Consider the following 21,808-nt stretch of genomic DNA (forward strand, 5'->3'; position numbering starts at 1 on the left):
ATCAAATTCCGCATTATTGTTTTAAGCATTGTTATTTGCCAAAATCAAAAATAGGTCCTGCTATGTTGCCGCCTACCTGCCAAGTCTCAGCTGAGTTAGTAAACAGAGTATTAAGTTTATTGCTACCGAATCCTAATAAGCCTGTTAAAGAAATTTGTGGAAAAAGATTAAAGTAACTTATAGTGACGTTACTTATAACTGATAAACGTACCGCTGCCTTGCTATACTAACTTGCAAGGAAAGTTTTTTTAGCTGATTCGCTAGCGTTGGCGGCTGCCTCTATAAATCCAGCTCGTAATTAAGCACGCTTGCTAGCCCCAAATGATTAGAGAATTTCGGTTCATTCGGTGCTTTTGTTTCTTTACTGTTTTTTGTTTGATTTGCTCCGCCTTGTAAATTGATTTGTGGAAATCTATAAGAATTAATAAGGTTAAGCTGTGCTTGCGCTGCTAGCACATTACTCATTGCCAGCTCAATATCGGAGTTACCGGTTAAAGATTCTTCGATTAGGTTATTTAACACCGGATCGTTAAATTGCAGTCACCACTTGGAGGATGCATTATTATTTTGTTCTAGAGAATAATTATTCCAAGTAGTAGGTAATGAGAGTTTAGGGGGAATATTATCGTGTTTTGCATTACAACCACATAGAAAAAATGATGAAATCGATAAAACTAGAATATATTTTAAGTAAATGCAAAATCGGCATATGAAGTTCATCGATTAGGTTCATTAAAATAAATTCATATTACTTAATATTAATTATGAATCTTTAAACCGTTATGTCAATATAGACTATTATTTGTTCAACTAACTATTTTTATAATTACGTAATAATGTTGCTATAGCATATTTTAGAAAGCTTGATATAAGTGAATTTTGCAGGATTCGCTTGTGTGTTCACGTATTTTTATAAGCTGTGTAGGCTCACCCTTAAATTCATCTTATCTGAAGCTTTCTAAAATATGCTGTAACTTTTCAGAAACAACTTTAATTTCATAATTTTGTTTGAGAGTAAGGTAGGCGTTTTTAGAAAATTCTTTTGCTTTTATAGGGTTCTCTATTAGATAGACAATTTTTGCTGCTAAATCTTCAGCAGAGCCGGCTTTACAAATAAGCCCGTCTTGCATGTCGTTTAAGATTGCTGCAGGCCCTTCAGTATCTGTACTAACGATAGGCATGCTTGCCTCCATTGCTTCAAGCACTATAATTCCAAACGGTTCATGAAGAGACGGTAAGCAAAAAATATCTATTTGTTTAAAGAATTTATCTCTATCGTTAACCCATCCCGTAAATGATATTTGATCTTGTAAATTAAGTTTATGTGCTAAAGCAATTAAATTATCTTTTTCTTCGCCGCTTCCACCTATAACTGCATGAAGATCATATTTTTTTTCTTTTAAAATTTTGATAGCTTTAATAAAAACATCAACACCTTTCTTAGCTACAAATCTTGCTAGTACACCAATTACGACAGGTTTTCTATATGTTTTATTTGGAATAAAGTCTTTAGCAATATTTATCATATTCGGTAGGATGCATATCCTAGATTCGGCAAAGTGATTTTTTAATAAAAATTCTTTCATATGATGCGTCAAGGCAATAACAAAATCACATTTACGTAGTCCTTTTAAACTATAATTATGAGCGATACCGATTAATTTTATATTTTGTGATTTAGCAAATTTACTAAAATTTATTGCTCTGTTACCGTGTGCTATAATTATATCGGGTTTAGTCTTATGAATTATATACTTAAAAATAAGTACCGAGAGTAAATCAAACGGTACTATATTAGGTAGTTTTAAGCTTTGTTTGTGTAGAAAGGAATTTATTTTTGCCTTGTAAGAAGTGATATTTATAACCTCAATTTTTTGCATCTCTAAAGCAGTGCTATAATCTAAAAATGCTTGTTGAATGCCGCCAAGGTCACGACTTAGCATAATATTAAGGATCTTCATTACTTTAATTGCTCGATTTCTTTTTCTGTTAAACCGGTAAAATCTATAATTTTATCTAAAGGTTTATTTTTTGCTAACATTTTTTTAGCTATAGAAATTTTTTGTTTTGCTTCCCCTCTGGCTTCCCCTTTAGCTTCAGTATCCATAATTTTCTGCTCTTTTACGGCTAGATTATCCATTTCGGTTTTTATCATTTTTTCATAAGTATTTAACTCTTTTTCAGACCAACTAGCTTGATCCAAAGCATAAAAAGCTTTTTTAATAATAAAATCATGACCTATCAAATTCTCCATTTCTTCTAGAGTGCTTTCATGTGCATGTTTAAAGAAATATGCCCATTTTTCTTGAAGGTTCTCTAATTGATCTAATTCTTTATTAAATTTCTCAAGCTCTAAAAATATAAAATAAAAATCTTGTAGGTTGTTCTCATAAGTTTTAGTATCAAGTAATCTATGATTTGATCTCCAATCTTTTTTATCGGGCAATAAAATAAAATCGGCAATAGCTAAGAATATTACTCCTCGAAGTTTTGCATATACTGCCATTTTTTTTATGATCTTCATCTTTGTTTATTATTTTTCTTGAATAGGCCTTTGCTGTATAAAGCTGAGCTCGTTTTTCAAAACCTGGATGTTTGCTGACCTGCATCTCTACAATAAATTGAGTACCGTATTTATCTCTACATAATACATCAACTATAGATTGTATATAAGCAGTAATGTCGGAACCTTAGATTTTTTTAAAAAAGTAACTTCGGTAATTATTTCTTTTCCCGTATAACCTAAAATGTTATTTAGAAAATGAATAAGTATATCCTTATTTTTTTCTGTACCGAAAATTTTTAAAAATGCATAGTTATTTTTAGGGTCTAAGAAACGTGAAATTAGCATAATAGTCTATATTTTTATATATCATCACTTCATTATAGCAAATTCCAAGAAATTTGCTATAATACAATTTCCTAATATGTAAAACATTATGATTAGTAAAATTAATTTTGTAAAAATGCATGGTCTCGGTAATGATTTTGTTATTGTTAACAAACGAGATTTATCAAGTTCATATGATTTATCGCAGTTAGCAAAAAATATGGCTGAGCGTCATACAGGTATTGGTTGCGATCAGTTTATTATTTATGAAGAGCATAATGATTTTTATGAAATGATTATATATAACATAGACGGCTCTAGTGCTAAATTATGCGGTAATGCTACAAGATGTTTAGCCAAGTTAATTTATCTTGATACGGGAAAGCAAGATATTACCGTAATGGTAGGCAATAAAAAATTGCTATGTAATGTCAATGATGAAAATAATATTAGCGTTAATGTAGGAAGCGTGAGTTTTAATGAAGCTTGGATGCCAAGTCGTGATAAAGTTTGGGAATTTGCAGAGCGTTATATGATTGATTTAAAGGAAACTATTTGCGTTGATATAGGTAATCCGCATGTAGTTATTTTTAGTAAGTTAGAACCTCAAGATCAAAAAATTGTCGGTGAAAGATTGCAGGCTAAGGAATTATTCGCAGATGGGGTAAACGTTAATTTTGCTGAAGTAAAAGATAATAAAATCTATTTATCCGTTTGGGAGCGGGGGGCAGGGTTAACGCTTGCTTGCGGAAGCGGAGCTTGCGGTAGTTTTGCTGCCGGTTTAAAGCGCGGTTTTATTCATTCACCAAGTACTATAGTCTTTAAGCACGGTAACCTTACTATGAAAGAAGAAAACGGTAATATAATAATGCAAGGGGCAGCTACGCTTGTAGCACGTGGGGAATATTATTGTGAGCAATAATTTAAGACAAAACGTAGTAACATTTGGCTGTAGACTTAATATTTACGAAAGTGAGATAATACGAAAAAACTTGGAATTGTCGGGTATCGATAATGTAGCAATATTCAATACTTGTGCGGTAACTAAAGCATCTGAGAAACAAGCAAGACAAGCTATACGCAAGGCTAAAAAAAATAATCCTGATTTAAAAATTATTGTTACCGGCTGTAGTGCTCAAACAAGTCCGCAAATGTACGGTAATATGCCGGAAGTTAACAAAGTTATAGGTAATGAAGAGAAGTTATTACCTAATTACTACCAAATTACCGATGCAAAAATAACAGTTAACGATATAATGTCGGTGAAAGAGACGGCAAGTCATTTAGTAAGTAGCTTTGACTGTAAGTCTCGTGCTTTTATTCAGGTACAAAACGGTTGTGATCATTTTTGTACTTTCTGTATTATCCCTTATGGTAGAGGAAAAAGTAGATCAGTAGCAATAGGAGCTATAGCAGAGCAGGTAAAGCATTTGGTATTAAACGGCTTTAAAGAAGTAGTTTTTACCGGTGTCGATGTCACGGCTTATGGTAGTGATTTGCCAGGAAGTCCAACATTCGCACAAATGATTAAACGAGTGTTGAATTTAGTCCCTGAATTAAAGAGGCTTAGATTATCTTCAATAGATGTTGCAGAAATAGATGATGAACTTTTTGAGCTTATAGCTTATAGTGAAAGGATAATGCCGCATTTTCATATTAGCTTGCAAGCAGGTGATGATATGATATTAAAACGTATGAAAAGACGTCATAATAGAGCAAACGTAATAGAGTTTTGTCGGAAGCTGCGGGCAATAAGACCGGAAGTATCTTTTGGTGCGGATATTATAGCTGGTTTCCCGACTGAAACCCCTGAAATGTTTGAAAATACAAGAAAATTAATTTCAGAAGCGGAATTACAATATTTACATGTTTTTCCTTATTCGGAAAGAGAAGGAACGCCTGCAGCACGTATGCCACAAGTACCTAAAAATATAAGAAAAGAAAGGGCAGCAATTTTAAGACAAGAAGGGCAAAACCAGTTGACCGAATTCTTTAAAAAACATATAGGACAGAAAGTGGAGTTATTAGTAGAGAATAATAATATTGCCCATACCGAAAATTTTATTCCGGTAAAGCTAGATAAACCTTTAGAAATAGGGCAGATATTTAAAGCGAAGTTGGTGGCGATAGAAGAGAATTATATGAAGTGTATGTTGGTTTAACGTCATTGCAGGGAGGTATTGTTGCGTAGATACTGAAGGTCGTCATTGCGAGGAGCCGTAGGTGACGCGGCAATCCAGAAAATAATTAAAAAAATTCTGATTTACAGAATTTTTAACTGGATTGCTTCATCAATTGCTATGCGATTTCCTTGCAATGACGGATAAACAGGTCCACGCAACAATGCCCGCTCGCAATGACGTTCTACCGTACAATAAAAAATCAAAAACAAAAAAACAATCATGGAAAATATAGAAACAATATTAAGGCTTGCTGAGGACAAAATCTTATTAGTACAAAACTTAAAAGCTCTGCAAGAATATAAAGTAGAATTTTTAGGCAAGAACGGTATAGTGACCGGTGAGCTTAAAAAATTAGGTAGTTTAAATGAACAGGAACGTAAAGAATTTGGCTTAAAAATCAATAAATTAAAAGATAAAATACAGAATATAATAAAAGCAAAAGCAGAAATTTTAGAGGAGCAGGAACTAAATTTTAAACTTGCTGCCGATAAAATTGATTTAACAATCCCTGCACGGAGATATAAACAAGGTTCTATTCATCCAATAACACAATGTAGTGAGGAGTTAATACAAGTATTTTCGCAGTTTGGTTTTACTATAGAAAACGGACCGAATATCGAGAATGATTTTCATAATTTTACCGCTCTCAATTTTGAAGATGATCATCCCGCAAGGCAAATGCATGATACTTTTTATTTGAAAAGTCAGGCAAATAATAAGCCGCTGTTATTACGCACTCATACCTCAACAGTGCAGATTAGAGCTATGAAAAACGGCAAACCGCCTTTTAGGTTTATAGCACCGGGTAGGACTTATAGATCGGATTCGGACATGACGCATACGCCAATGTTCCACCAAATAGAAGGGCTTGTTATGGATAAAAATATCAATATGGGACATTTAAAATATGTTATCACGACATTTATAAAAAGCTTTTTTGAAAATTCTAATATTGAATTACGTTTTAGACCCAGCTTTTTCCCATTTACCGAACCTTCTGTCGAAGTTGATATTCGGATGAATAAAAACGATAAATGGCTTGAAGTCCTCGGTTGCGGGATGGTTCATCCAAACGTGCTTAAAAATGTTGGTATCGATAGCAGCGAGTATCAAGGTTTTGCTTTTGGGCTTGGAGTAGAGCGTTTTGCAATGTTAAAATATAATATCAAAGATTTAAGACAATTTTTTGAAGGCGATATGCGTTGGCTTAAACATTATAATTTTGGGAGCTTTGATATACCGAATTTAGCAGGAGGACTTACGAAATGAAATTTACGTTATCATGGTTAAAACAATTTTTAGAGACATCGGCTTCAGTTACTGAAATTGCCGAAGCCCTAACAGCTATTGGCCTTGAAGTGGAAGAGGTGATAGATAAAGCGGCGGAATTACAAAAGTTTGAAGTAGCATATATTACAAATATTAAACCTCACCCGTCAGCTGATAAATTAAAGCTTTGTGATGTTGAGACTAAAAGCGGTATGCTGCAAATAGTTTGTGGTGCGCGTAATGCAAGAGCAGGTATAAAAGTAGTACTTGCAAATATCGGAATAGAAATACCAAACGGTAAATTTAAGATTAAGGAATCTGTTATTAGAGGCGAAAAAAGCTGTGGTATGCTTTGCTCTGAAGAGGAATTACTGCTAGCTTCAGAGTCTGAAGGGATTATAGAGCTATCTGAAGATGCCGTAGTTGGAGAGAATTTTACTAAATATTACGGTTTAGATGATCCTATATTTGTTATTAACGTTACTCCTAATCGTGGTGATGCACTTGGAGTTTACGGCATCGCAAGAGATTTAGCAGCTAAAGGAATAGGAATACTTAAAGAGCTAGAAATTTCGGCAATAAAGAGTACATTTATTTCTAAAATGAAGCTTAACGTGCAAGATAAGGCAGCCTGTCCGTTATTTACTTTTAGAGAGATAAGAAATTTAAAAAATAAACCAAGCCCTGATTGGTTACGGAAATTATTAAAAAATGTTGGGGTAAAAACTATTTCAAGCTTAGTGGATGTAACAAATTATATTTCCTATAGCTTTGGGCAGCCGATGCATGCTTACGATGCAGATAGGATAAAAGGGGGAATTACTGTAGCACGTCATTGTGAGAAGCGTAGCGACGAAGCAATCTCAGGACAACAAAATGAGATTGCCACGGCTGCTTTGCAGCCTCGCAATGACGTAACTAAATGCCACGCCCTAAACGGCAAAGAATATTTACTTACAGAAAATGATTTAGTTATAAAAGATGAAAGCGGTATTCAAGGTCTGGCCGGTGTCATTGGCGAGGCTGATAGTAGTTGTACTGATAGTACGACTAATATAATACTCGAGGCTGCTTGTTTTAATGCTAAAATGGTTGCAGCTAGCGGGCGAAGGTTCCAAATTGATACGGATGCTAGATATCGTAATGAGCGTAATATCGATAGAAATTTTACGGAAAAGGCTTTGGATATAGCAACTAATCTTATTTTGTCAATATGCGGAAACGGTGAAGTATCGGAAGTAGTGAAAGTCGGTGAAAAAGAGTCACAAAAAAAACCTTTAGATTTTTCAGCATGTTATTTAGAAAAAATTACAGGAATTAAACTAAATATCAACGCGATAGAAGCCATATTAAATAAACTAGGATTTATTACGGATGTTAAAGGTGAGATTATAAAGGTAATAGCTCCTTCTTGGCGTCACGATATAACTATTTTAGAAGATATAGCTGAAGAAATCGCTCGTATTTACGGCTATGATAAAATAGAGAGTATAAAATTACCTGAACTAGACCAAGATAATAATAAGCTAAGAGAGCATAAAAGAATATCTAGTTTTAAAAGGATATTAGCAAGCAAAGGCTATGATGAGGTAGTAACTAACTCTTTTATGAGTAGTGAAGATGCAAAGTTGTTTGCTGAATTAAAAGAAGAGTTATTTTTGCTTAATCCTATTAGCATAGGAGACAATTATATGCGTCCTACTATACTGCCGAATTTGTTAAGTATAGTAAGTAAAAATCTAGCACGCTCTATAAAAGATATGGCTTTTTTTGAAGTTGGACCAAGTTTTATAGATTTAAATACGGAAGCAACTTATTTGACGGCAATTATAAGCGGTTCATATAATAATAAAAACCCTCATTCGCTTGGACGAGGCTATGATGTTTTTGATCTTAAAGGCGATTTAGAGTTGGTAGCTGATTATGCAGGACTATCTATAGATAAATGTATAGCAACAAATGGGACAGCATTGCCACAATATTATCATCCAACTAGAGCAGTAAATATAGGGCTTGGTAAAAATTTATTAGGTCATTTTGGGCAGATACATCCTAAAATCTTGAAATATTACGATATTAATCAGGAAATATTTGCATTCGAGCTAAATATTACGAATTTGCCGTTGATAAAAGCTAAATTTGGTCAAAAAGACGAATTTGCAGTATCGGATTTCCAAGCTAATTTTAGAGATTACGCATTTATTGTTGGTCAAGATCATAGAGTCGGTGAAATAATATCATATATAAATAATTTTAATAAAAAGCTTATCAAATCAGTTATATTATTTGATATTTATAGCGGTGATAAATTACCTGAAGGTAAAAAATCTATAGCGGTTAAAATAGAGCTACAAGCAGATGATCGGACGTTATCTGATACTGATTTAAATTCGTTCAGTAAAGATTTAGTTGCTGCCATCTCACAAAAATTTCAAGGAACATTAAGAGAATAACAATATGTTAAAATTAATAGTTGAAACAAAAACATTAGTTCAGTCCCTAGGGTTTGCAAGTTCCGTTGTTGAAAAACGTAATGTCATACCTGAATATGCAAACATTAAATTATCGGCAAAAGACGGCAATCTAGAGCTTAGTTCTACTAATATGGATTTGTACTTAAGTCAAAAAATAGCAGTACAGGTAGTAAGTGAAGGTGAATGTACCGTTTCTACGAAAACTCTAAATGATATAGTCCGAAAACTTCCGGATTCCGAGCTTACATTAACAGATCTCGGTACAACGGGACTTGAGATCAAAGGAAAAAATTGTAAATTTAATTTATTTACTTTGCCGGTTAGTTCTTTTCCTGCAATGGATAGTATTAATCCTGAAGCAAGTTTTAAAATTTCCTGCACGGATTTTGCTAAAATAATCGAATCGACAAAATTTTCGATTTCTTTAGATGAAACTCGTTATAATTTAAACGGTGTTTATTTACACATAAAAGACAAAGAGTTTTGTTCGGCAAGTACCGATGGGCATAGACTTTCGATTTCATGGGTAACATTAGAAAAACAAATAAAGAATTTTGGAGTTATATTACCCCAAAAAAGTGCAGAGGAAATTTTAAAAATCGTTAAAGATCCTAAAAATATAAATGAAGATATAGAAATTTTATTAAATAGCAATAAGATTAAATTTATATGTAACGAAAATACTATTATGCTATCAAAGCTTATAGACGGTACTTTCCCTGATTATAGTACTTTTATTCCGGAAAGCAGCAGCTCAAAATTAGTAATTAATCGAAAAATGTTTGCAGATAGTATAGAAAGGATAGCGATAATAACCGTTGAAAAATTTAGAGCAGTAAAATTATCGTTATCTCGTGAAACCTTAGAGATTAGTGCCGTCGGTGAAGCAAGAGGTAACGCAAAAGAGGTTATTAATTCTTCACAAGATAAGGAAAGTTTTTATGAATATAATAGTGATGAGTCTTTAGCTATAGGCTTTAACCCGCAATATTTGGAAGATGTCTTAAAAGCAGTGAAATCGGATTTAGTAGAACTATATTTTTCAGATGTTTCAGCACCGGTACTTATTAAATTTCCTGAGAATCCTAAAGATATTTTTGTCGTCATGCCTGTTAAGGTGTAAGTGTTATGAGAACCGGAATATATAAGCATTACAAAGAAAAATTATATCAAGTTATAGATACTGCAAAACATACTGAAACTTTGCAAGAGTTATATGATAATTTCCAGCTTCTGGGTAAGGCCGCTTGAAATGTTTAACGAAAAGGTTTTATTACACGGCAAAAATATTCCACGTTTTGAATTTATTTCTGAGAAATAATTAAATCTGCCCTATGTCATGCCCGCCTATGCGGGCATGACATCGAGTGGGTTTTTTTGAGCCATATAACAATGCCAAAGAACGGTGGAAAGAAATAATTTTTGACTAATAGCTAAAGCTTCTCTATTATTTCCCTCAAGCACACTAATTAAATATTGGTTATGAAGAAAATTATCGGATTATTTTTTGTAATTATACTTAGTGCAATAAGTACTAGTATCTTAGCGGGTGATTATCCAAAAACAGAACGAGAGCAGAAATGGGACGAAGTAGGTTCTATAGCAGGTGAAGAAGGATTAGTTTTTAGACCGGGTAGGGTTAAGAATGAATCTACTAAAGCTGTAGGAGGTTCAGTTAATAAATATCTCTGGCAAGCAGCATTAGAGACTATAAGTGTTGCTCCTCTTGCATCAGCCGACTCAAACGGCGGTGTGATTATTACGGAATGGTATAGCCCACGTTCTAATCCTAATTTTCGATTTAAAATAAATATATTTATTAAAGACGATGTAATCAGCCCTGATTCAATCGAAGTGAAAGTATTTGAAGAAATGCTTAAAAATAAACAATGGGTACTTAATGAAAACACCTCAAATCTTGCTATCACGCTTGAAGATAAAATTTTAAGAAAAGCTAGAGAGATATATATTAATAGTGTGAGGTAATAACAGTATTGCCGTCATTGCGAGGAAATTACGGAGTAATTGACAAAGCAATCTCAGGATATTTGATGAGATTGCCGTGTAGTCTACGACTGCTCGCAATGACAATGTAGTATATAAATTAAAAAAATATGAACCAAATAGAACAAAAATGGCAGTACATTTGGCAAGAAGAAAAAGCTTTTGAGGTATCAAACGCGAGTAGCAAGCCAAAATATTACGTACTTGAAATGCTGCCTTATCCTTCCGGTAAAATCCATGTAGGTCACGTACGCAACTATTCTATAGGTGATGTTATTGCAAGGTTTATGACTATGCAAGGTTTTAATGTGCTTCATCCGATGGGCTGGGATGCTTTCGGGCTACCTGCCGAAAATGCCGCAATAAAAAATAATTCTCACCCAAAAAAATGGACATATTCTAATATCAAGAATATGAAAAAGCAGCTAAAATCTATGGGCTTTTCTTATGATTGGTCTAGAGAGATAAATAGTTGCGATCCTGAGTATTATAAACATGAGCAGAAATTCTTTTTAGAGCTTTATGAACGAAATCTTGCTTATCAAAAAGAATCATTTGTTAATTGGGATCCGGTTGATAATACCGTGCTTGCGAATGAACAAGTTGTAGACGGGCGTGGTTGGCGTTCAGGTGCAATAGTTGCAAAACGTTATTTAAAGCAATGGTTCTTAAAAATTACCGATTATGCTGAAGAATTATTAAACGAAATTCAGAATTTAAAAGAGTGGCCTGAAGCTGTTCGGTCTATGCAAGAGAAATGGATAGGTAAATCGATAGGTGCTAATTTTCATTTCAAAATTAAGGATAATGAAGAGACTACTATAGAAGTATTCTCAACCAAACCTGAAACCATTTTTGGTGCTAGCTTTATAGGAATTGCCTTTAATCATCCGATAATAGAGCGGTTAGTTTCTAAAACACCTGAAATACTCGCTTTTATAACTCAATGCTCGCATATTACAAGAAGTAGCGAACTAGAAAAGGCTGAAAAGGAAGGTGTATTTACCGGTCTTTTTGTTACTCATCCTTTCGATTCAAATATAGTTTTACCGGTTATTATTACTAATTTTGTGCTAATGGATTATGGCACTGGTGCAATATTTGGTTGCCCTGCTCATGACGAATGTGACCATGAATTAGCTGTTAAAATGAATTTATCTATTAAACAAGTAATTAAAGCAGATATGGATGTACAAAAGACCGCTTATACGGAAGATGGAATTTTAATTAATTCGGATTTTCTAAACGGCTTAACTAGTAACGAAGCAAAACAAGAAGTCATCGGAGAATTTGAGAAACTAGGCATAGGTAAACGCAGCGTAAATTATCGTCTAAAAGATTGGGGGATTTCAAGGCAGCGCTTTTGGGGATGTCCTATTCCTATGATTCACTGCGAAATTTGTGGCATAGTGCCTGTACCTTACAAAGACTTACCCGTTACTTTACCTGATGATGTCAATTTTGACGGTCACGGTAATCCGCTTGATCATCATCCTAGTTGGAAACATGTTAATTGTCCGAAATGCGATAAGCCGGCTGTGCGTGAAACCGATACTTTTGATACATTTTTTGAATCATCTTGGTATTTTACGAGATATTGCAATAGCAATGCTACAGAGATGACTGATAAAAAAGCTTGTGATTACTGGCTACCGGTCGATAAATATATAGGCGGCATTGAACATGCGGTAATGCATTTATTATATGCAAGGTTTTTCACAAAAGTAATGAACGAACAGAATTACGTAAGCGTTCGAGAGCCTTTTAAAGGGCTATTTACTCAAGGTATGGTGCTGCATGCCACTTACAAAGATGAACATAATAATTGGTTATATCCTGAAGAAGTAGTTAAAAAGGGTAATGAATTTTTTCATAAAGAAAGCAATAATAGAGTAGTGCAGGGACGCATTGAAAAGATGAGTAAGTCTAAAAAGAATCTCATCGATCTTGAGACAATGCAAGAGCAATATGGGGGCAGATGCTATTAGGCTTTTTGTACTGTCCGATAGTCCGCCTGAGAAAGATCTAGAATGGTCGGCAAGCGGTATTGAAGGCTGCTCACGTTTTATTAATAAGCTTGAGTATATGTTTAAGGCGATAGATTCTTTAAAAGATGATGTGAATAGCGAGGTTAATAAAGAGCTTAATAGGTTAGTACATTTTACAATAAAGCACGTCGCCGAAGATATAAAGCATTTTGCCCTAAACAGAGCAATAGCACGTATGCGCGAGCTTTCTAATGCTATATCTGCTGAAATATCCAAAGATAAAATTGATGTTAAAACCGTAAGGCGTGGCTTTAATGTTTTAGTACAGCTACTAAATCCTTTTATCCCGCATATTACGGAAGAAATTTGGCAAAAGCTTGGCAATAAAGAGCGATTATATAATTTGTCTTTTCCTGCATTTGATGAATCAATGCTAGAGTTAGATACATATATTATGGCAGTGCAGGTTAACGGCAAACTCCGTGATACCTATGAGTTTAAAACTTCCGTAAGTGAAGATGAAATAAAGCAAGTTACCGTCAGTCTGCCAAAGGTACAAAAGTTCTTAGAAGGGAAAGAGCCGAAGAAGATTATCCTCGTTCCTCGTAAAATTGTGAATATACTCGTTTAATTTGGAAAATTGGCTACGTCGTTTTGGTAAGTCTTCGGATGCTCACGTATTAAGTATATGCTCCGCTCCTCGGCTTACAGACTCCTTGCTCTTTCCAAATTAAACTGCGTCTATCTACTTTTCATTTATCAGAAGTATATTATTTTTTGAATCTGTCATCCCGCGACTTGATCGCGGGATCTAGTTTAAAATACTAAAATTATTAGTACTTTAAGTTGTTTTTAAATACCGTGGTCAAGCCGCAGTATGACACCTAGCATACTTTTATTGTATTACCACCATACTAACCCAAAAAAAAGTAGTAGTATGACCTAAAACTACCTCCTTATGTTTATCTAATGAAGCGTCATAATGCTGCTGCGTCTCATTTATAAAATTACTGCAATTATTATGGTAAGTACCTTTTGAAGCACCCTTATAACTCTGATAAGATGAAGTTTCATAATGCCCCTTCTCTAAGGTAATAGTAAATATTGTTTATTAGCATTAATACTTTATCTATTATATAATTGGCTGCCTACCAAAATGCGGCAAAAACACCGCCATCAATACTTAAAGTGTCTTCTTCTGTTTTACAAGTTATAATCCTAGGATAACAGAGGTTTGCTATACTATCTAGACTTAGATTTAAATCTGACTCTGAATCTAGCACGTCTATTTTTTTTCTATTAGTCATAAAGATCCCCTTTGAGTTACTAATTAATTAAACTTTTTGTATAACTTGCGTCTAAGGGTAAATTTGTATGTCAATCCGGTACTCACATCCTTACGTATTTTTATGTATGCTGCGGTGGCAAGTGTTTCCGTGTTGTCTTCAAATTCTTCCTTATTAGCTACATTATGCAATAAGTCTATTGTAGGCTTAGTAATTTAAAAAAATCAATTAGCTACTAATAAACTGTCTGTAATAAATTTTAACCGGTAATTTAATTTTTTTTGCTGTAAATTATAAGATTTTTTTGAAATAGGAACTGCTATTTCTGCAAAAATCTTCAATTATTAATTAAAATTTATTACAGATAGACTATTAAATAGTGCGCCTGATTTTATACCTGAAGTCAATAAATGGTATTAATAAATTAATGCATGAAAATATCGATTTCATTCCAACCGATAAGGTCTAAATTAGCTCTTATCGGTAAAAAACGGAAAATATCTTGGGCAAGTTCATACCTATTTTCTTTAAGTAGCATTTTTTGTAAAATATCTTTTAACTGATGCAAATAAAGTACATCTTTTGCTGCATATTCTTTTTGTTCTGAAGATAAATTATCCGCACCCCAATATGAAGATTGTTGTTGTTTTGAAATATTTATATTAAGCAATTCTCGGCACAAATCCTTAAGCCCATGACTATCGGTATAAGTTCTAACTAGTTTTGAAGATATTTTAGTACAAAAGATATTTTCTAAATCTATACTTAAATATTTTTTTATGGATGCTAGATCAAATCTAGCAAAATGAAATATCTTACATCTAGTTTTATCTAGTAATAATGCTTTTACATTAGGAGCTGTATAATCTTGATTTGTAAAATGAACAAGATGAGCTTCACCATTGCCGTTACTAAATTGTAGCAAACATAGTTTATCTCTATGTAGATTTAGTCCCATTGTCTCGGTATCTATAGCTAGATCTCCTTCAAGTTTAAAATTATTAGGTAGGTCGTTTTGATAAATTTTTATAGTCATAAATGATTTTTAATTCCTTTGAATCAATAATGTTGTTGTGCGGATCGAAAAACGCGTTCTGTGTCATACCGTGGCTTGACCACGGTATCAAAAAAAAATTAAAAAAGACTGGATCCCGCGATCAAGTCGCGGGATGACAACAAAGTTTTGTTATTGGTGATTAAACACCTGCTCATTTGGAGCAGCTACTCCTAAAACTTTCTTTGCTTGTTCTTCTAACATATCTTTATTTAGAGATTCCGTTCGAAGTAATTTGACGTTATGCTCAAGTTCTACTCTTTCTGCTCGTAAGCCTTTTAGTTCATCATAAGCTTTTTCAAGCTGCCTATTTACTTTTAGATATGCAATAATCCCTTTGTTACCATATATGCAATGAAAAACAAAATATCCAAGCAGTAAAGCTAAAAAGATATTTAAAATTATTTTTTTAGAATGATTATTTAAATGTATTATCATAAATATATATTCATAAGAAATAATATCAGAGCGGTTAAAATAATACTATCAAATCTGTCTAGCACTCCTCCATGACCGGGTATTATATGACCGCTATCTTTAATATTAAATTTTCGCTTAAAATATGAAATAAATAAATCACTTAATTGAGCTATTAATGCTAATATACAACTAATTATAAACAAATAAATTTTATTTGAAAAATAGTAATTTTCAATATGAAAGTTTGGTATAAAACTAACTAATACCGCAACTAAACCTGCTGATAATACTCCCGTCACTAAACCGCTCCAGGTTTTTTTAGGACTAAGTTTCGGAGCAAGTTTTGCTCCTTTAAAAGTTTTACCGCCAATCATAGCGAAAGTATCTACCGACCACATTATGCAAAAATAAAGCATAATAAGCCATCTATTGGTATCTTCCATACTTAAAAATATTAATAGGCTTATAGGAATCGGAATAATAATTAGCCCGATTAATAGATCAGGAATAGAAGAGTAGGTCATATTATACCATTCACTTAACATTCCCGTACCTACTAATATCATTAGAATATAGAATAAAGGCTTACACCATAATATAGCTATGACAAATAACGGAACTAAAACTATACCGGACAGGATTCTTAAATATATGTTTGATTTTTGTTTATCTTTTACCAAATGTTCTTTTCCTTTTTGAGTAATCATTTATAGCTTCTTGTATATCATATTTATTAAAATCAGGCCAATATTTGGGTGAGAAATATAATTCAGCATAAGCTGCTTGCCAAAGCAAGAAATTACTGATGCGATAAACCCCGCCCGGTCTTATTAATAAATCTACATCCGGCATTTCAGGATCATATAAAGCGTGTTGTATATCGCTGTCACTTACTGCTTTTTTACCGCTTGTAATAATTTTTGTGCAGGCATCAACTATTTCTTGACGACTTCCATAACTAAAAGCTATACAAAGCGTTATTTTATTATTATTTTTTGTTAATTCTATAGCATTATTTATTTGTTTTTGCAATGAGCTACTTAATAAAGTCAGCCTACCTATTACTTTTATTTTAACGCCGTTTTTATGTAAATTATTTAATTCGGTTTTTAAATAAATACTTAATAATTTTATTAAGAAATCTACTTCCGTGCTTGAGCGTTGCCAATTTTCAGAAGAGAAAGTATATAAAGTTATATAAGGTATGTTAAGGTTAAGAAACTCAGGCAGTAATTCACGAATTTTATCGGCTCCTGCTTTATGCCCTTCAGATTTTGTTAAGTTATGCTGATCTGCCCAACGAGCATTACCGTCCATTATTATTGCTAAATGTTTTATGTTAGTCATTATTTTATATTTTAGATGTTGCTGCATGGATCGATTTTTCCGTCATTGCGAGCGACTGCAAGGAGCGTGGCAATCTCATGAAACAATATAAAATTTCTGAGATTGTCACGCCCTCGGCTTTGCCTATCCTTGTAATGACGATTTGGCATCTACACGGGAATGACATCGGTAGTCATATTTTAGGTATTTCGATTCTTACCGATAGCCCGCCTAAATCCTTGCTATCTTCTAAATAAATAGAGCCTTTATGATCGTTTATTATTTCTTTAGTAATAGCAAGCCCAAGCCCTACGTTACTTGCATTATCAAGCTGTCTTGCTTTATCCGATCTATAAAACGGTTTAAATACAAGGTGTGTTTCCGTATCATCTATACCGGGACCGTTATCCTCAATAATTATAGCTACGGTAGATGAATTATCTTTTGAGGATATCTTAATTTTAGTTCCATATTTTATAGCGTTACCGATTAAATTAGACAAGGCTCTTTCAAAAGAATGCGGCTTAATGCATACTTCTAGTTTATCTAAATTAGTAGATTTTATAAATTCAATATTTACATGTGACCATTTGTTAAAAAAACGTTCCATCCAAGGTAATAATAAAATGTCTTCAAATTCTTCTGTACTTTCACCTTTAGCAAAATCTAAATAAGAATTTATCATTTGCTGCATAGTTAATATATCTTGTTTTAACCCTTCGATTTCTTCGCTTTCTTCCATCAATTCAAGTTGTAACTTCATTCTTGTTAAAGGAGTTCTCAGGTCATGAGAAATCATAGCAAGCATAGTGGTTTTTTTAGTAATTTGTTTTTCAATACGAGCTTTCATTTTTAAAAAAGCAAGCCCTGCTTTTCTTATTTCTAAGGCTCCTGAAGGTTTGAAATTTTTGCCTTTTAAAACACCTCGACCAAATTTATCCATGCTATCCGCAAGAGTGAGTATTGATTTAATTTGATTTTTGGAGAAAATAATAGAAACAGAAAGTAATATAACAGTTAAAGATATAATCCATAAAACAAATATATATACTGTAGGATTAAGTAGTAACTTTGCAGGAAAAGTAATATATAATACTCCATCTTTTAATTCTAAAAATACTTCAATTTTATTTTCCTTATTTAGTTTAACTATATTTTTTTCATGGATTTTTGTAGCTAAAATATTTTTGAATATAGTTAAAGGTTCACCTAATTTAGGCTGTTTTATAGATAACTTTTTATTAAGCTGAAACTGATAAGATAAATTAAGATAATTTTCCGATAAATGGGTTATCTCTCTTGAATTATTTCTATGTTCTTTAATCAATGATTCTATTTCATTGATAATAATAGTACTAGTATAATATGAAACATTATACCAATGACGATCGTAAAACAAAAATATAGCAACGATTTGTCCTATTAAAATCGGAATGATTATAATAAACATAAACCGTACAAATAATGTTCTTGGTAAAGCATATTTCAAAGAGCTTGATACAAGCGAATTTTTCAAGATTCGTCTGTGCTCACGTATTTTTATACGCTGTGTAGGCTCGCTTTTAAATTCATCTTGTCTGAAGCTCTTTGAAATATGCTGTAATAATTTAGATATAAAGTGCATAGCCCTCATTACGCACAGTTTTTAAATATTTCGGCTCTTTTGGGTTGTCTTCTATTTTGCTTCTTATTCTTGTAATTTGTACATCGATAGAACGCATACTAAGCCCTCCCATGATTTTTGACAGTTCAAAACGACTAGTAGATTTACCGGAATTTTTTATTAATATCTCAAGTAATTTTTGTTCAGTAGAGCTAAGAGATACAATTTGATTATTCTTGGTAAATTCTTTTGTATCGGAATTATAAAAATTATTGCCGAATTTAATTATATTCGTTTCTTTTGTAAAGTTATTATAATTATTGATTAAGTTATTTATCCGAAGTAATAATTCTCTCGGTTCAAAAGGTTTAGTTATATAATCAGAGGCACCGGCTTCAAGTCCTTTAACACGGTCATCGGCTTCCGATAAAGCAGTAAGCATAACTATAGGAATATTATTACCGGCATCCCTTATAGTAGTAGCAAAATCAAGCCCTGTTATTTCAGGTAACATAACATCTAAAATAATTAAATCATAATTAGAAGTTTTTAATAGATTTTTAGCTTCTATGACTGAGCTTGCCGTTGATACTAAAAACGCGTTTTTATTTAAAAATTGCTTTAAAAGTGCTAATATTCTGCTATCATCATCAACGATTAAAATATGTGCTTTGTATGTATGCATGTATACTCGTTTAATTTAAAAAAATTGTATTTCACTATTGTCATCCCGTGGCTTGACCACGGGATCTTATGTCGCAGGCTGTGTTCTGAGATCCTGCGATCAAGTCGCGGGATGACGTTAAATACTACTGGATTCCCGCTTTCGCAGGAATGACATAAGAACTACGGCCGTATAGCTCATGACGATTGACAATACTTTAATATAAATATAGGTTAATGACAATGGTAAAACTAGAGCAAATTTTTTGGCATGTTTGGATTAACGGTGATTTAGTTCCTTATCAATTTGCAAGGATTCATGTTTTGACTCATAGCCTGCATTATTCAGGATCGGTATTTGAGGGTGAGAGAGCTTATAACGGCAAAGTTTTTAAACTAAAAGAACATACGGCAAGATTAATAAAATCAGCAGAAGCATTAGGTTTGAAAGTACCTTATAATGTAGACGAGATAATAAAAGCTCATGAACGTGTAATAAAACAAAATAATATTAAGGATGCATATATAAGACCGCTTATTTGGTGCGGAGACGAGTCGCTAAATATCACTAATCAGTATTTATCTACTAATCTTTTGATTGCCGGTATTCCATCTATGCCGAGGTCTTTTGAGAAAGGTATAAATTTGCATGTAAGCCGCTGGCGTAAAGCAATGCCTGATAGCACCCCGGTACAGTCTAAATCCGCCGCTCAATATAATATGGCAATAACGAGTAAAAAAGAAGCTAAGGCTCTTGGCTATGAGGATGCATTATTACTTGATTATGAAGGGTATATTGCTGAATGCACTACAACAAATATTTTCTTTGTTAAAGATAAAATATTATATACTCCAATTGCCGATAGGTTTTTAAACGGTATAACAAGACAGACTATTATTGAAATTGCAAAAGATTTAGGTCTAGAAGTAAAAGAAGAGCGTTTAAAATTAGAGCAAATAGAGGATTTTACCGGATGTTTTGTTACAGGCACGGCAATTGAGGTACAAAATATTGATTCTATAGATCTTGGCAATAAAAAGATTATTTTTGATGATCATAAAATTGCAGATCGTTTGAAAGAAGAGTATAGGCGTGTTGTTAGGGAGTAGAAGAAACGTCATTGCGAGGAGGTATTGCCTGTGTATGGATACCGAGTCGTCATTGCGAGCAGTCGTAGACTGCGTGGCAATCTCATGAAATAATAACAAACTCCTGAGATTGCTTCGTCGAATTACTACGTAATTCTTCTCGCAATGACGATTTAATAAGCTAAACAATTAAAATCAAAAAAATCATGCATAACATATTTAAAGGTTTAATTACCGCACTTATAACACCTTTTAAAGATAATAAGTTAGACTTATATGCTTTAGAGAGAATTGTAAAACATCAAATAAAGCATGAAGTTGATGCAGTATTAATTGCAGGCTCAACGGGAGAAAGTAGTAGTTTAAGCTTTGAAGAATATAAATTATTACTGCAAACTAGTGTAGAAATCGTTAATAAATGTATTCCTATAATAAGCGGGTGTTCATCAAATAATACTACTTATGCAAGAGCACTTGCAGCGGAATCTACAAAAATCGGCGTAGATGGTTTTATGGCTAGTCCACCATCTTATGTCAAACCTACCCAACACGGGATTTATAAGCATTTTGAAGCATTGCATGAAGCGTGTAATCTACCTATTATGTTATATTCAGCTCCAACTAGAAGCGGAGTAGATTTTTCTGATGAGACAATATTGAGACTTAGCAAGCTACCGCGTATTTTAGCATTAAAAGATTGTGGTGTAGATTTAGAACGTCCATTGCGGATCAGAGCAACAGTTAAAAAGGATTTCAATATTTTAACCGGTAATGATGAAGTAGTCTTAGCTTTTAACGCTCAAGGTGGGGTGGGGTGGACTTCTGTAGCCTCTAATATTGTTCCTAATATATGTAAAGAGCTATTAGAAAAATGGAATAAGAACGATACTAAAGGAGCATTAGAAATACATCAGAAATTACTACCTTTATATACAGCATTATTTGTAGAATCTAATCCGATTCCGATAAAATATGCTGCACATTATTTAGGTTTATGTGAAAATGAAATTAGACCCCCATTAACTGAAGCAAGCGATAGTGCCAAAAAACAAATTGAAAACATCATAACATCACTATCTATAAAAATATGACTGAATATAAGAAAGTTATTGCACAAAATAAGAAAGCCCTTTTTAATTATTTTATTGAAGAAAGATTAGAAGCGGGTATTGTATTAAAGGGTAGTGAAGTACGGTCTCTGCGTCAAGGCAAAGCTTCTATAGAAGAAAGTCATGCGGCAGATACCGGACATGAGGTATTTTTGTATAACTGCCATATTGCAGAATATGAAAAAGCGAATAGATTTAATCATGCTACTCGTAGACCGCGTAAATTATTGTTGCATACTAAAGAGATAAAGAAAATTATCGGTAGAATTAGAATAAAAGGCTATACGCTAGTAGCTCTTTCTATGTATTTTAATAAAAAAAATAAAGTGAAAGTTGAACTGGGTATTGCTAAAGGTAAGAAATTACATGATAAAAGAGAGTCAATTAAAGAAAAAGACTGGAAAAGAGATCAGAGCAGATTAATAAGACAGAAGTAATGGACTTTGCTACACCGGATGACAAGCCGGCTTTGTTACATAGCTCGTTTTATGTCATTCCCGCTTTCGCGGG

Annotated in this window: 21 protein-coding genes and 3 pseudogenes; 13 read left to right on the forward strand and 11 right to left on the reverse strand. The window is 33.1% G+C overall.

Translation table 11 applies throughout. The features are described 5' to 3' along the window. The first annotated feature begins 35 nt into the window (after nucleotides 1-35). Nucleotides 36-176, forward strand: coding sequence for a hypothetical protein (locus RSL_RS09085; protein WP_155809230.1), 141 nt, complete (start codon nucleotides 36-38; stop codon nucleotides 174-176). 103 nt (nucleotides 177-279) lie between these two features. Here the strand turns inward: RSL_RS09085 and RSL_RS02965 are convergent, their stop codons facing one another. The 3 genes and pseudogenes from RSL_RS02965 to RSL_RS10980 all read right to left on the reverse strand — a co-directional run bounded on the left by RSL_RS02965 (nucleotide 280) and on the right by RSL_RS10980 (nucleotide 2,851). Beyond that, nucleotides 280-522: a TolC family protein gene (locus tag RSL_RS02965; protein ID WP_014419801.1), complete on the reverse strand. Its 243-nt coding sequence runs from the start codon at nucleotides 520-522 to the stop codon at nucleotides 280-282. 422 nt (nucleotides 523-944) lie between these two features. After that, the gene (locus RSL_RS02970; protein ID WP_012719669.1) at nucleotides 945-1,961 is read right to left on the reverse strand and encodes a glycosyltransferase family 4 protein; all 1,017 of its coding nucleotides are present in this window, start codon (nucleotides 1,959-1,961) and stop codon (nucleotides 945-947) included. After that, nucleotides 1,961-2,851 (reverse strand): annotated as a pseudogene (locus RSL_RS10980) (Rpn family recombination-promoting nuclease/putative transposase). The gene RSL_RS02970 and the pseudogene RSL_RS10980 overlap by 1 nt, the downstream one beginning before the upstream one ends. An 88-nt stretch (nucleotides 2,852-2,939) precedes the next feature. Here RSL_RS10980 and dapF point away from each other — a divergent pair. The 9 genes and pseudogenes from dapF (at nucleotide 2,940) to leuS (ending at nucleotide 13,379) form a co-directional block, all read left to right on the forward strand. After that, a complete protein-coding gene (gene dapF, locus RSL_RS02985) occupies nucleotides 2,940-3,752 on the forward strand; it encodes a diaminopimelate epimerase (RefSeq protein ID WP_010977213.1) in 813 nt (270 codons plus the stop codon). Further along, nucleotides 3,727-4,992, forward strand: a complete 1,266-nt coding sequence (mtaB, locus tag RSL_RS02990) for a tRNA (N(6)-L-threonylcarbamoyladenosine(37)-C(2))-methylthiotransferase MtaB (protein WP_014419803.1) — start codon at nucleotides 3,727-3,729, stop codon at nucleotides 4,990-4,992. Before dapF ends, mtaB begins: the two co-directional genes overlap by 26 nt. 240 nt (nucleotides 4,993-5,232) lie before the next feature. After that, a complete protein-coding gene (gene pheS / locus RSL_RS02995) occupies nucleotides 5,233-6,282 on the forward strand; it encodes a phenylalanine--tRNA ligase subunit alpha (protein WP_014273456.1) in 1,050 nt (349 codons plus the stop codon). Continuing rightward, nucleotides 6,279-8,735, forward strand: coding sequence for a phenylalanine--tRNA ligase subunit beta (gene pheT / locus RSL_RS03000; protein ID WP_014273457.1), 2,457 nt, complete (start codon nucleotides 6,279-6,281; stop codon nucleotides 8,733-8,735). Before pheS ends, pheT begins: the two co-directional genes overlap by 4 nt. Nucleotides 8,736-8,739: 4 nt before the next feature. Then, the gene (gene dnaN, locus RSL_RS03005) at nucleotides 8,740-9,879 is read left to right on the forward strand and encodes a DNA polymerase III subunit beta (RefSeq protein ID WP_014273458.1); all 1,140 of its coding nucleotides are present in this window, start codon (nucleotides 8,740-8,742) and stop codon (nucleotides 9,877-9,879) included. 5 nt (nucleotides 9,880-9,884) lie between these two features. Further along, on the forward strand, nucleotides 9,885-10,007 hold the full coding sequence (locus RSL_RS09910) for a DUF1653 domain-containing protein (RefSeq protein WP_012262374.1): 123 nt from the start codon (nucleotides 9,885-9,887) through the stop codon (nucleotides 10,005-10,007). Between the two features lies 1 nt (nucleotide 10,008). Then, nucleotides 10,009-10,077 carry a hypothetical protein gene (locus RSL_RS10470; protein WP_231839134.1) on the forward strand — a complete coding sequence of 23 codons (69 nt, stop codon included), beginning with the start codon at nucleotides 10,009-10,011 and terminating at the stop codon, nucleotides 10,075-10,077. Nucleotides 10,078-10,238: 161 nt separating this feature from the next. Next, complete coding sequence (locus RSL_RS03015) at nucleotides 10,239-10,742, forward strand: DUF3576 domain-containing protein (protein ID WP_004995768.1); 504 nt, start codon at nucleotides 10,239-10,241, stop codon at nucleotides 10,740-10,742. 128 nt (nucleotides 10,743-10,870) lie between these two features. Then, nucleotides 10,871-13,379: pseudogene (leuS, locus tag RSL_RS03020) on the forward strand (leucine--tRNA ligase). Here the strand turns inward: leuS and RSL_RS09915 are convergent. From RSL_RS09915 to RSL_RS03050, 8 genes and pseudogenes are all read right to left on the reverse strand, one after another. After that, a pseudogene (locus tag RSL_RS09915) lies at nucleotides 13,376-13,472 on the reverse strand (palindromic element RPE5 domain-containing protein); the annotation flags it as partial. The pseudogenes leuS and RSL_RS09915 overlap by 4 nt on opposite strands. A gap of 424 nt (nucleotides 13,473-13,896) precedes the next feature. Beyond that, nucleotides 13,897-14,055 (reverse strand): hypothetical protein, encoded by a 159-nt coding sequence (locus RSL_RS09300; RefSeq protein WP_014273460.1) that lies wholly within the window; start codon nucleotides 14,053-14,055, stop codon nucleotides 13,897-13,899. Nucleotides 14,056-14,458: 403 nt separating this feature from the next. Beyond that, nucleotides 14,459-15,070 (reverse strand): ribonuclease D, encoded by a 612-nt coding sequence (locus tag RSL_RS03025; RefSeq protein WP_004995765.1) that lies wholly within the window; start codon nucleotides 15,068-15,070, stop codon nucleotides 14,459-14,461. Nucleotides 15,071-15,220: 150 nt separating this feature from the next. Beyond that, the gene (locus RSL_RS03030) at nucleotides 15,221-15,526 is read right to left on the reverse strand and encodes an FtsB family cell division protein (protein WP_012150781.1); all 306 of its coding nucleotides are present in this window, start codon (nucleotides 15,524-15,526) and stop codon (nucleotides 15,221-15,223) included. Then, the gene (locus RSL_RS03035; protein WP_012719679.1) at nucleotides 15,523-16,215 is read right to left on the reverse strand and encodes a phosphatidate cytidylyltransferase; all 693 of its coding nucleotides are present in this window, start codon (nucleotides 16,213-16,215) and stop codon (nucleotides 15,523-15,525) included. The genes RSL_RS03030 and RSL_RS03035 overlap by 4 nt, the downstream gene beginning before the upstream one ends. Then, the gene (gene uppS, locus RSL_RS03040; RefSeq protein ID WP_010977222.1) at nucleotides 16,175-16,882 is read right to left on the reverse strand and encodes a polyprenyl diphosphate synthase; all 708 of its coding nucleotides are present in this window, start codon (nucleotides 16,880-16,882) and stop codon (nucleotides 16,175-16,177) included. The genes RSL_RS03035 and uppS overlap by 41 nt, the downstream gene beginning before the upstream one ends. A 145-nt stretch (nucleotides 16,883-17,027) precedes the next feature. Continuing rightward, entirely contained in the window at nucleotides 17,028-18,458 is a 1,431-nt protein-coding gene (locus RSL_RS03045; protein WP_012150783.1) for a palindromic element RPE3 domain-containing protein, read from the reverse strand. Further along, complete coding sequence (locus RSL_RS03050; protein ID WP_010977225.1) at nucleotides 18,442-19,122, reverse strand: response regulator transcription factor; 681 nt, start codon at nucleotides 19,120-19,122, stop codon at nucleotides 18,442-18,444. Before RSL_RS03050 ends, RSL_RS03045 begins: the two co-directional genes overlap by 17 nt. 215 nt (nucleotides 19,123-19,337) lie before the next feature. Here RSL_RS03050 and RSL_RS03055 point away from each other — a divergent pair, with 215 nt between their 5' ends. The 3 genes from RSL_RS03055 to smpB all read left to right on the forward strand — a co-directional run bounded on the left by RSL_RS03055 (nucleotide 19,338) and on the right by smpB (nucleotide 21,735). After that, a complete protein-coding gene (locus RSL_RS03055) occupies nucleotides 19,338-20,210 on the forward strand; it encodes a branched-chain amino acid transaminase (RefSeq protein ID WP_012150785.1) in 873 nt (290 codons plus the stop codon). A 185-nt stretch (nucleotides 20,211-20,395) separates the two neighbouring features. Next, nucleotides 20,396-21,280 carry a 4-hydroxy-tetrahydrodipicolinate synthase gene (gene dapA / locus RSL_RS03060; RefSeq protein ID WP_004995750.1) on the forward strand — a complete coding sequence of 295 codons (885 nt, stop codon included), beginning with the start codon at nucleotides 20,396-20,398 and terminating at the stop codon, nucleotides 21,278-21,280. Beyond that, nucleotides 21,277-21,735 (forward strand): SsrA-binding protein SmpB, encoded by a 459-nt coding sequence (gene smpB, locus RSL_RS03065; protein WP_004995749.1) that lies wholly within the window; start codon nucleotides 21,277-21,279, stop codon nucleotides 21,733-21,735. The genes dapA and smpB overlap by 4 nt, the downstream gene beginning before the upstream one ends. The last annotated feature ends 73 nt before the right edge of the window (nucleotides 21,736-21,808 follow it).

The organism is Rickettsia slovaca 13-B, assembly GCF_000237845.1.
GTDB lineage: Bacteria > Pseudomonadota > Alphaproteobacteria > Rickettsiales > Rickettsiaceae > Rickettsia > Rickettsia rickettsii.

Bases quoted from the DNA above. Each gene is read 5' to 3' on its own strand.
- dnaN (WP_014273458.1), top strand. From the start codon at position 8,740: ATGTTAAAATTAATAGTTGAAACAAAAACATTAGTTCAGTCCCTAGGG.
- RSL_RS03035 (WP_012719679.1), bottom strand. From the start codon at position 16,215: ATGATTACTCAAAAAGGAAAAGAACATTTGGTAAAAGATAAACAAAAA.
- RSL_RS09910 (WP_012262374.1), top strand. From the start codon at position 9,885: ATGAGAACCGGAATATATAAGCATTACAAAGAAAAATTATATCAAGTT.
- dapF (WP_010977213.1), top strand. From the start codon at position 2,940: ATGATTAGTAAAATTAATTTTGTAAAAATGCATGGTCTCGGTAATGAT.
- uppS (WP_010977222.1), bottom strand. From the start codon at position 16,882: ATGCAGCAACATCTAAAATATAAAATAATGACTAACATAAAACATTTA.
- RSL_RS03030 (WP_012150781.1), bottom strand. From the start codon at position 15,526: ATGATAATACATTTAAATAATCATTCTAAAAAAATAATTTTAAATATC.
- RSL_RS03015 (WP_004995768.1), top strand. From the start codon at position 10,239: ATGAAGAAAATTATCGGATTATTTTTTGTAATTATACTTAGTGCAATA.
- RSL_RS02970 (WP_012719669.1), bottom strand. From the start codon at position 1,961: ATGAAGATCCTTAATATTATGCTAAGTCGTGACCTTGGCGGCATTCAA.
- RSL_RS03025 (WP_004995765.1), bottom strand. From the start codon at position 15,070: ATGACTATAAAAATTTATCAAAACGACCTACCTAATAATTTTAAACTT.
- RSL_RS03050 (WP_010977225.1), bottom strand. From the start codon at position 19,122: ATGCATACATACAAAGCACATATTTTAATCGTTGATGATGATAGCAGA.
- RSL_RS03055 (WP_012150785.1), top strand. From the start codon at position 19,338: ATGACAATGGTAAAACTAGAGCAAATTTTTTGGCATGTTTGGATTAAC.
- RSL_RS03045 (WP_012150783.1), bottom strand. From the start codon at position 18,458: ATGCACTTTATATCTAAATTATTACAGCATATTTCAAAGAGCTTCAGA.
- smpB (WP_004995749.1), top strand. From the start codon at position 21,277: ATGACTGAATATAAGAAAGTTATTGCACAAAATAAGAAAGCCCTTTTT.
- pheT (WP_014273457.1), top strand. From the start codon at position 6,279: ATGAAATTTACGTTATCATGGTTAAAACAATTTTTAGAGACATCGGCT.
- RSL_RS09300 (WP_014273460.1), bottom strand. From the start codon at position 14,055: ATGACTAATAGAAAAAAAATAGACGTGCTAGATTCAGAGTCAGATTTA.
- dapA (WP_004995750.1), top strand. From the start codon at position 20,396: ATGCATAACATATTTAAAGGTTTAATTACCGCACTTATAACACCTTTT.
- pheS (WP_014273456.1), top strand. From the start codon at position 5,233: ATGGAAAATATAGAAACAATATTAAGGCTTGCTGAGGACAAAATCTTA.